Here is an 8507-nt window from a genome sequence, read left to right as displayed (position 1 = left end):
ACACCGATGCCGGACGGGCGGGCGCGCTGCTCGCCGAAGCCGTCCTGCCGGCTCTGATGGACGGCAGGGTGACGGTGGCCCTGAACACCGCCCAGCGCGGGCAGGCACTGACGCCGCGCTATCTGGCCCGCGCCCTGCCCCTGTCGATCCACCATGGCCGCGCTCTCGCCCTCACCGGGATGACCGGCGAGGCGGCCGCCTGCCTGGACGCCGTGTCCGGAGAGATCATCGCCGCGGACGACGTGGAGGACCAGCAGGCGCTGACCCTGACCGGCCAGACCCGCCTCGACGTCGAGGCGGACGGTGAGGCCGCCCGACTGCTCACCGCGGTGGTCAATGCGGCCCGCCGCGCCGGAGCCCCCGCGATGCTGCCCTACGCCCTCGCGGTGCGCTGTGAACTGGAGGGCTGGCGGGGCCTGTGGGCGGCCGGTTACGCGGACGGGGCGGACGCGCTGCGCTGGGCCGAGGAGCTCGGGCAGGTAGGCGCGATCGGCCTCAGTCTTATCGTGCTCGCCCGGATCGACGCCGCCCGCGGCGACCGCGCCCTGAGCGAGCAGCGGATCAGCCGCCTGCGGCGCGAGATCGGGCCGTACGGCATCGGCAGCCTGGACCTGCACGCGGCCGGCGTCCTCGGGCTCGCCGCGCTCGGTCACGGCGAGTACGACGTTGCCGTCATCACGCTGCGAGAGGCCTGGTCGCGGGCCCGAGCCATGGGGCTGGCCAATCCCAACGCGATGCCGCTGGTCGGCGATCTCGCCGAGGCGCACATCCGGTCCGGTGACCACGACGGTGCCGCGGAGGTCGTGGATTGGCTCGCCGAACGTGCCGAGACGACTGGACTCGCGTGGCCCGCGGCGGTCGCCGCCCGCTGCCGCGGCCTGATGGCCGACGGCCTGGCGGCGGCCGAGACCGCCTTCGCGCAGGCCGAAGCCGCTCACCGGCGCCGGCGGATGCCGTTCGAGCACGCTCGGACCCGGTTGTGCCGGGGCGAGGTCGTGCGTCGTTTCCGCCAGCCGGCCGCAGCTCGGGTGCCCCTGCGCGAGGCGTACGCGACCTTCGAGATGCTGGGAGCGAAACCGTGGGCCCGCCGAGCCGCCGCCGAACTCACGGCCACCGGCGACCGGAGTGTCCTCAACGACCGCCCGACGGAGCACCCGACAAGGCTGGAGCGGCTCACCCCCGCCGAGCTCCAGGTGGCCCGCGCCATCTGCGAGGGGATGAACAACGCCGAGGCCGCGGCCGCCCTGTTCGTGTCCCGCAAGACGGTCGAGACCCATCTCACCCGAGTCTACCGCAAGCTCGGGATCCGCTCTCGCGGCGGTCTCAGCCGGGCGCTCGTCGCAGCCGGAGTCGACGACGTCGTGCCCTGGCCGTGAGTGGCGGGCCGGTGGTGAGCGGCGGGCCGGTCGGGGACCTCAGTCTCGGTCGGCGGGGGGATCCTCGGCGAGCAGGGCGGTCAGCGCCGGGAACAGGGCCGGCGGGGCTGCGACGGTGAGATCTTCGCCCGCCGGCCGGCCGTGCAGCCCACCGACCCGCAGCCCGGCCTCCACCGCCACGAGGCCGCCGGCGGCCTGGTCCCAGGGCTTCAGCCCGCGCTCGTAGTAGGCGTCGACGAGGCCGCCGGCCGCCGCGCACAGGTCCAGCGATGCCGCACCCATCCGACGGATGTCGCGCACCCGGGGCACCACCCGGCTGGCGACAGCGGCCTGCGCGGCCCGGCGGGACGCCGTGTAGCCGAAACCCGTTGCGACGAGGGCGCCGGCCAGCGTCGTCACCGCCGACCCGGTCAGCGGTTCCCCGTCCCGGTAGGATCCGCCGCCGCGCGTGGCGGTGTAGGTCACGCCCAGCGCCGGGGCATGCACAACTCCGGTGACGACCTCCCCGCCGACCTCGGCGGCGATCGAGACCGCCCAGTTGGGCAGCCGGTAGAGGAAGTTCACCGTACCGTCGAGCGGGTCGACGACCCAGCGCACCCCGGTCGTGCCGGCGGAGTCCGAACCCTCCTCGCCGAGCAGTCCGTCGCCGGGGCGCAGTTCGGCGAGCCGTCGGGCGACGAGCGCCTCGGAGGCGCGGTCGAGGGCGGTCACGACGTCGGTGGGAGACGACTTCGTCGTCTCCGCGGCCACGGTGCCCTCCCGGCCCCGCGCGAGCAGGTCACCCGCCTCACGGGCGATCGTCAGCGCAATGGCGAGCAGTTCGTCCGGGTCTGGCAGGTCGCTCATCGTCCGGCGCTCCAGGGATCGGCACGGGAGTGGGGATCGGCACGGGAGTACGGTCCGTTCAACGGTTCATCCTGCCAAGACGGCCGGTCGTGCACTCCCCGTGGAATGTGAGAGGCGTCACGTCCGTCGACTGCTTCCGGTTCCCGTTCCCGGCTCCGGCTCCGGCCCAGGGGTGCGTGCCCGGGCCGGAACCTCGCCGGTCCGCCGACCGGGGGACCTCGGTGGTCGGTGACCACGATCGAGGCGCCCGTAGGATCGTTGCTTGTGGTCGCGACAGACGGTACGGAACGGTCCACCCGCGCGGTCCCGGCGAAGCCGAGCCTGGACGGCATCGAGGCGCGCTGGTCGACGGTATGGCAGGATGAGGGCACCTACGCGTTCGACCGGACGGTCGACCGCGGGCAGGTCTACTCCATCGACACCCCGCCGCCGACCGTCAGCGGTTCCCTGCACGTGGGGCACGTCTTCTCGTACACCCACACCGACCTGATCGCCCGCTACCAGCGGATGCGGGGTCGCGAGGTCTTCTACCCGATGGGCTTTGACGACAACGGGCTGCCGACCGAACGCCGGGTGCAGAACTACTTCGCTGTCCGCTGCGAGCCGTCGCTGCCTTACGACCCGGGTTTCACCCCGCCGGACAAGCCCGGTAAGGAGCAGATCCCGATCTCGCGACGCAACTTCGTCGAGCTCTGCGAGCGGCTGACCCTGGCGGACGAGAAGGGCTTCGAGCAGCTCTGGCGCCGGCTGGGGCTCTCCGTCGACTGGTCGCACACCTACGCAACGATCGACGCCCGGTCGCGGACCGTCGCGCAGCGGGCCTTCCTGCGCAACCTCGCTCGCGGTGAGGCTTATCTTGCCGAGGCCCCGACGCTGTGGGACGTTACCTTCCGCACCGCAGTGGCCCAGGCCGAGCTGGAGGACCGGGACCGCCCCGGCGCGTACCACACCCTGGCCTTCCCCCGGTCGGGCGTCTCCGCCCAGGGCGAGGGGCTGGACCCGGCGGACCCGATCGTCATCGAGACGACCCGTCCCGAGCTGCTGCCCGCCTGCGTCGCCCTGGTCGCCCATCCGGACGACCCGCGTTATCAGTCGTTGTTCGGCGCCACGGTGCGGACCCCGCTGTTCGACGTCGAGGTCCCGGTGGTCGCGCACCGGTTGGCCGACCCCGAAAAGGGATCCGGCATCGCGATGATCTGCACCTTCGGCGACCTCACCGACGTGACGTGGTGGCGCCAGCTGCGACTTCCGGCGCGTGCGGTGATCGGCCGTGACGGCCGGTTCATCCCGGACCCACCGGACGCCGTCACCTACGCGGCCGGCCGGGAGCGGTACGCCGAGCTCGCCGGAAAGACCGTGCACAGCGCCCGGGCGCGGATCGTCGAACTGCTCGCCGAGTCCGGCGCGCTGCTCGGCGAGCCGCGGCCGATCACCCATCCGGTCAAGTTCTACGAGAAGGGCGACCGGCCGCTGGAGATCGTGACGACCCGCCAGTGGTACCTCCGCAACGGCGGGCGGGACGAGCCGCTGCGGGCCGCGCTGCGTGGACGAGGCCAGGAGTTGCGCTGGTACCCGGACTACATGAAGGTCCGCTACGAGAACTGGGTCGACGGCCTCAACGGCGACTGGCTGATCAGCCGGCAGCGGTTCTTCGGCGTGCCGTTCCCGGTGTGGTACCCGCTGGACGCCGCCGGTGCGCCGCGGTATGACGCGCCGATCGTGCCCGACGAGGCGTCGCTGCCGGTCGACCCGTCCAGCGACGTCTCGCCCGGGTACACCGCCGAGCAGCGGGGCGTGCCCGGCGGGTTTGCCGCCGACCCCGACGTGATGGACACCTGGGCGACGTCCTCGCTCACCCCGCTGATCGCCAGTGGCTGGGAGCACGATACCGATCTGTTCTCCCGGGTCTTCCCGATGGACCTGCGCCCGCAGGCACACGAGATCATCCGGACCTGGTTGTTCTCGACGGTGGTGCGCACCCACGCCGAGTTCGGCGTGCTGCCCTGGTCGAACGCGGCGATCTCCGGCTGGATCCTCGACCCGGACCGTAAGAAGATGTCGAAGTCCAAGGGCAACGTGGTGACCCCGATGGGCCTGCTCGAGGAGCACGGGTCGGACGCGGTCCGTTATTGGGCGGCGTCCGGGCGGCCGGGCACCGACACCGCTTTCGACGTCGGCCAGATGAAGAACGGCCGCCGGCTCGCCATCAAGATCCTCAACGCCAGCCGGTTCGCGCTCGGTCTCGCCGTGACCCCCGACGCCGGGGCGGCCCCCGCCCCGGCCAGTGAACCGCTGGACCGGGCCCTGCTGGCCGCCTTGGCCGACGTGGTCGACACCGCCACCGCGGCCTTCGACAGCTATGACTACGCCCGGGCCCTCGAGGTCACTGAGTCGTTCTTCTGGCGGTTCTGTGACGACTACGTCGAGCTCGTGAAGGGCCGGGCGTACGGCTCCTCCGGGGCGGCGGGCGCGGCCTCCGCGCACACCACGCTCTCGGTGGCCCTGTCGGCGTTGCTCCGGCTGTTCGCCCCGGTCCTGCCGTTCGTCACCGAGGAGGTCTGGTCCTGGTGGCGTCCTGGTTCGGTGCACCGGGCGAGCTGGCCGGACGCCGCCGAGATCCGCAAGCTCGCCGAGGGCGCCCGCGCGGAGCTCCTCGGTGCCGTCGGGGCGGCGCTGTCCGGTGTCCGCCGGGCCAAGTCCGAGGCGAAGGTGTCGCAGAAGGCCGAGGTCGCGAGCGTCCTGATCAGCGGCGAGGCCGACCTCGTCGCCCTCGTCGAGTCGGTGGCCGCGGACCTGCGCAGCGCCGGCAGCATCCGGGAGCTCACGCTGAGCCCGACCGGCGGCGAGATCGCCGTCGCCGTCGAACTGGCCTGAACACAGGGCACAGACGGGATCAGATGCCGGCGAGGCGCTTGGCGGACGGCCGCAGATACACGAACCAGGTAACCACGAAGCACAGCGCGTAGAAGGCGATGAAGGAGATGTAGGCCGCGTCGCCGGTCCGGTAGCTCAGGAACGACTGCCGGAAGGCCAGGTTCACCAGCACCCCGCCGAACGCGCCGATCGCGCCGGCCAGGCCGATGAGGGCTCCGGACAGCCGCCGGGCCGAGTGCTGCGCCGCGACCGGGTTGCCACCGGCGTCGATGGTGGTTTGCGCCTTCGCCTGGAAGATCGCCGGGATCATCTTGTACGTTGACCCGTTCCCGACACCATTGAAGACGAACAGCGCGATGAACCCGACCAGGAACAGGGGAAGCGACTCCGTCAGCGAGGCGACGAGCACGATCGCGGCTGCGGCCGCCTTCGCCACGAAGTTGGCGAAGGTGACCTTCGCTCCGCCGACGCGGTCCGCCAGGATGCCGCCGACCGGGCGGATCAGTGAGCCGAGCAGCGGACCGAGGAAGGTCAGGTAGGCGGCCTTGATCGGGGTGCTGAACTGGTCGTGGAACTGCACCTGGAGCACCTGGCCGAACGCGAAGCCGAACCCGATGAACGACCCGAACGTGCCGATGTAGAGCAGCGACATCACCCAGGTGTGACCGTCACGGGCGACGTCGCGCATCGCGCCCCGGTCGTTCTTCGCGCTCGACAGGTTGTCCATGAACAGCGCCGCGCCGAGCGTCACCAGGACGATCAGCGGTATGTAGACGGCAAGGACGACCCGGGGGTGGTCCTTGCCGGCGGTGGCGAGGACGAGCAGGCCGACAAGCTGGATCGCGGCCACCCCCAGGTTTCCGCCGCCGGCGTTCAGTCCCAGGGCCCAGCCCTTCAGCCGCTCCGGATAGTAGGCGTTGATGTTGGTCATCGAGGAGGCGAAGTTGCCGCCTCCGACCCCCGCGACCGCGGCGACGATCAGCAGGGTGGGGTAGGAGACGCCGGGAGAGAGAACGACGGCCGCGAGGATCGTCGGCACGAGGAGCACCGCCGCGCTGAAGATGGTCCAGTTACGCCCCCCGAACCGGGCGACGGCGAAGGTGTAGGGGATCCGCAGCACACAGCCGACGAGCGCGGGCAGCGAGGTCAGCAGGAACTTGCCGGCCGGGTCGATGTGGTAGGCCGGTCCGAGGAACAGGACCGTCACCGCCCACAACGACCAGATCGAGAACCCGACGTGTTCGGCCAGGATCGAGAAGATCAGGTTTCGGCGGGCGATGCGGGAACCGCCGTTGTTCCAGAAAGTGCGGTCCTCGGGCCGCCAGTCGTCGATCCAGCGGCCGCGTCGGGACGGACCGGTCACGGTGCCGGTAGTCGGGACGCCTTCCAGCGTGGCGCTCATAGATGATCCTCCGAGGTGCGGGTGATGCCACGACGGTAGGAATGCGCCGTTACGTGGCGCGGCGTCGGCTGTGACACTCTCTGAGACATCCGCTCACCTGGGCGGGGACCCGACGGTGAGACCTCGGGCGCACTGGCCGTCGGGCCGTCGGCGGATCCGCCGGGAGGGCCGGGCGAGGCGTGGGTGGCCCGGCGGTCGACCGGTCAGTCGATCCGGCGTAGCTGCTCGCGGTATCGCTTGCCGTTCGCCACGTAGATCGCGGCCCCGGCGGCGAGGGCACCCGGGGCGACGGAATCCGGCAGGATCTTCGCTGGCACGCCGAGCGCCCTCGCGCCCGGCGGCACGACCGTGCCGCCCACGACGACCGCGCCCGCGCCGACCAGCGCACCCCGGCCGATCCGGGCCCGGTGGAGCACCACCGAACCGGAACCGACCAGGGCGCCGTCCTCGACGACGCAACCCTCCAGATGAGCCAGATGCCCGACCGTGCAGTCGTCACCCACCACCGTGGTGAGTTCCTCGGTAGAGTGGATCACCGTGCCGTCCTGGATGGACGTACGGGCGCCGATCTCGATCGTCCCGTAGTCGCCACGCAGCACCGAGCCCGGCCACACCGTGGACTCGGGCCCGATCGTCACCGTGCCGATGACCGTCGCGTCCGGATGGACGTAGGCCGTGGGATCGATGGTGGGGACGGCGTCCCCCAGGGCGTACACGGCCATCCGAGCCTCCCGCTGATCGTGACGCCGCCGATCCGGACGGCGCACCGGTGGATCCCATCGTGCCCGGAAAGGAGCAGCCGGGTGCCCCGGAGAGCCGCTCGTGGCCGGCCGCTCATCAGTGCTCGCCGGTCACGCGTTCAGTCCTCGGATGCCGTTCAGTCCTCGGAGAAGGAGGTCTTCGGGTGGAGCATGCCGGGCGGTGGTGAACCCGTCGCCCGGGCCCATCCGCGCGCGGCCGCGCGCTCGGCCGCCAACCGGCCGATCCCGATCGCGAGACCCGAGATCGCCGCCCAGGCGACGGCCTCCGTCCAGGCGGTGTCCGGGTCCGCCGGGTTGGCCGGCGGGTCGGACTTGCGCACCTTGCGGTATAGGGCGCTCACGACTCGGCTCGCGGCCATGCCCGCGAGCGCGGTCGCCCCTCCGCCGACGATCTTCCATCCCAGCTTTGACGCTGCTTTCGCCACCCCGCACCTCTCGTTCCTCGGCGAGGACCATGCCGGTCCGCCCGCCCCCTGCTTACCCCGACCGGCCTGCTTAGCCCCTCGGATCGTCTTAGCCTCTCGGATCATCTGCTATCCGATCACGCCGGGATACGCCCGCCGGAGTCCGGGGCTCGCTGCGGCCCGTCGGACCGGCAGGCCGATGGCGGTACGAGGGCCATGGCCTAGCGTGGGGGTCACGCCCGGACCGGGCACCCTCGACCAGGAGAGCCATGACCGCCACCGATCCGACGACGCCCACCGCCCCGCCTCCCGCGTCCGCGGTGCCACTCGCCGTACAGCCCGCCGCGCAGCCCGCGCCCGCCGTACCGGGTCGGGTGGAGATCCTCGTCCGCCGGTCGGACCGCGAGCTGGCGCTGCCGGCGTACGCCCAGCCGTCGGACGCGGGGGCGGACCTGGTGACGGCCCAGGATGTGACGCTCGGCCCGGGGGAGCGGGCGACGGTCGGAACCGGCCTGAGCATCGCCCTGCCGGCCGGGTACGCGGCGTTCGTCCATCCGCGCAGTGGCCTGGCCGCGCGGCACGGCCTGTCCGTGGTCAACGCCCCGGGAACGGTGGACGCCGGTTACCGTGGAGAAATCAAAGTCATTCTGATCAATACCGACCGATCTGACATGATCACCCTACATCGGGGCGACCGGATCGCCCAGCTGGTCGTGCAGCGCGTGGAGCACGCCGTGTTCCGGGAGGTCGATGAGCTGCCGGCCTCGGTGCGCGGAAGCGGCGGGTTCGGCTCCACGGGGGGTTTCGGGTCCGCCGGGGGACCAGCTGCCGGGATCTGTTGCTG

General features: G+C 71.9%; 7 protein-coding genes. 3 read left to right on the top strand and 4 right to left on the bottom strand.

Annotated features, from left to right (window positions below):
• A partial coding sequence (locus ACY45C_RS07850) for a helix-turn-helix transcriptional regulator (RefSeq protein ID WP_462186966.1) occupies positions 1-1376 on the top strand: 1376 nt, incomplete at its 5' end.
• 39 nt (positions 1377-1415) lie between these two features.
• Here the strand turns inward: ACY45C_RS07850 and ACY45C_RS07845 are convergent.
• Positions 1416-2222 (bottom strand): inositol monophosphatase family protein, encoded by an 807-nt coding sequence (locus ACY45C_RS07845; protein WP_462186965.1) that lies wholly within the window; start codon positions 2220-2222, stop codon positions 1416-1418.
• A gap of 264 nt (positions 2223-2486) precedes the next feature.
• Here ACY45C_RS07845 and valS point away from each other — a divergent pair, with 264 nt between their 5' ends.
• Positions 2487-5096, top strand: coding sequence for a valine--tRNA ligase (gene valS, locus ACY45C_RS07840; protein WP_462186964.1), 2610 nt, complete (start codon positions 2487-2489; stop codon positions 5094-5096).
• Positions 5097-5115: 19 nt separating this feature from the next.
• Here the strand turns inward: valS and ACY45C_RS07835 are convergent, their stop codons facing one another.
• The 3 genes from ACY45C_RS07835 to ACY45C_RS07825 all read right to left on the bottom strand — a co-directional run bounded on the left by ACY45C_RS07835 (position 5116) and on the right by ACY45C_RS07825 (position 7789).
• Positions 5116-6498: a nitrate/nitrite transporter gene (locus tag ACY45C_RS07835; RefSeq protein WP_462186963.1), complete on the bottom strand. Its 1383-nt coding sequence runs from the start codon at positions 6496-6498 to the stop codon at positions 5116-5118.
• 203 nt (positions 6499-6701) lie between these two features.
• The gene (locus ACY45C_RS07830) at positions 6702-7220 is read right to left on the bottom strand and encodes a gamma carbonic anhydrase family protein (protein WP_462186962.1); all 519 of its coding nucleotides are present in this window, start codon (positions 7218-7220) and stop codon (positions 6702-6704) included.
• A gap of 155 nt (positions 7221-7375) precedes the next feature.
• Positions 7376-7789 carry a DUF4235 domain-containing protein gene (locus ACY45C_RS07825; RefSeq protein ID WP_462186961.1) on the bottom strand — a complete coding sequence of 138 codons (414 nt, stop codon included), beginning with the start codon at positions 7787-7789 and terminating at the stop codon, positions 7376-7378.
• 143 nt (positions 7790-7932) lie between these two features.
• On the opposite strand from ACY45C_RS07825, the gene dut reads away from it, so the two are divergent.
• Positions 7933-8507, top strand: a 575-nt coding sequence (dut, locus tag ACY45C_RS07820; protein ID WP_462186960.1) for a dUTP diphosphatase, incomplete at its 3' end; no start/stop codon positions are given.

The sequence above is a fragment of the Frankia sp. CcWB2 genome (genome assembly GCF_977927585.1).
The sequence above is the reverse complement of the archived record's forward strand: the minus strand, read 5'-3'. Positions and strand labels throughout refer to the sequence as shown.

Bases quoted from the DNA above. Each gene is read 5' to 3' on its own strand.
- ACY45C_RS07845 (WP_462186965.1), bottom strand. From the start codon at position 2,222: ATGAGCGACCTGCCAGACCCGGACGAACTGCTCGCCATTGCGCTGACG.
- ACY45C_RS07835 (WP_462186963.1), bottom strand. From the start codon at position 6,498: ATGAGCGCCACGCTGGAAGGCGTCCCGACTACCGGCACCGTGACCGGT.
- ACY45C_RS07830 (WP_462186962.1), bottom strand. From the start codon at position 7,220: ATGGCCGTGTACGCCCTGGGGGACGCCGTCCCCACCATCGATCCCACG.
- ACY45C_RS07825 (WP_462186961.1), bottom strand. From the start codon at position 7,789: ATGATCCGAGAGGCTAAGACGATCCGAGGGGCTAAGCAGGCCGGTCGG.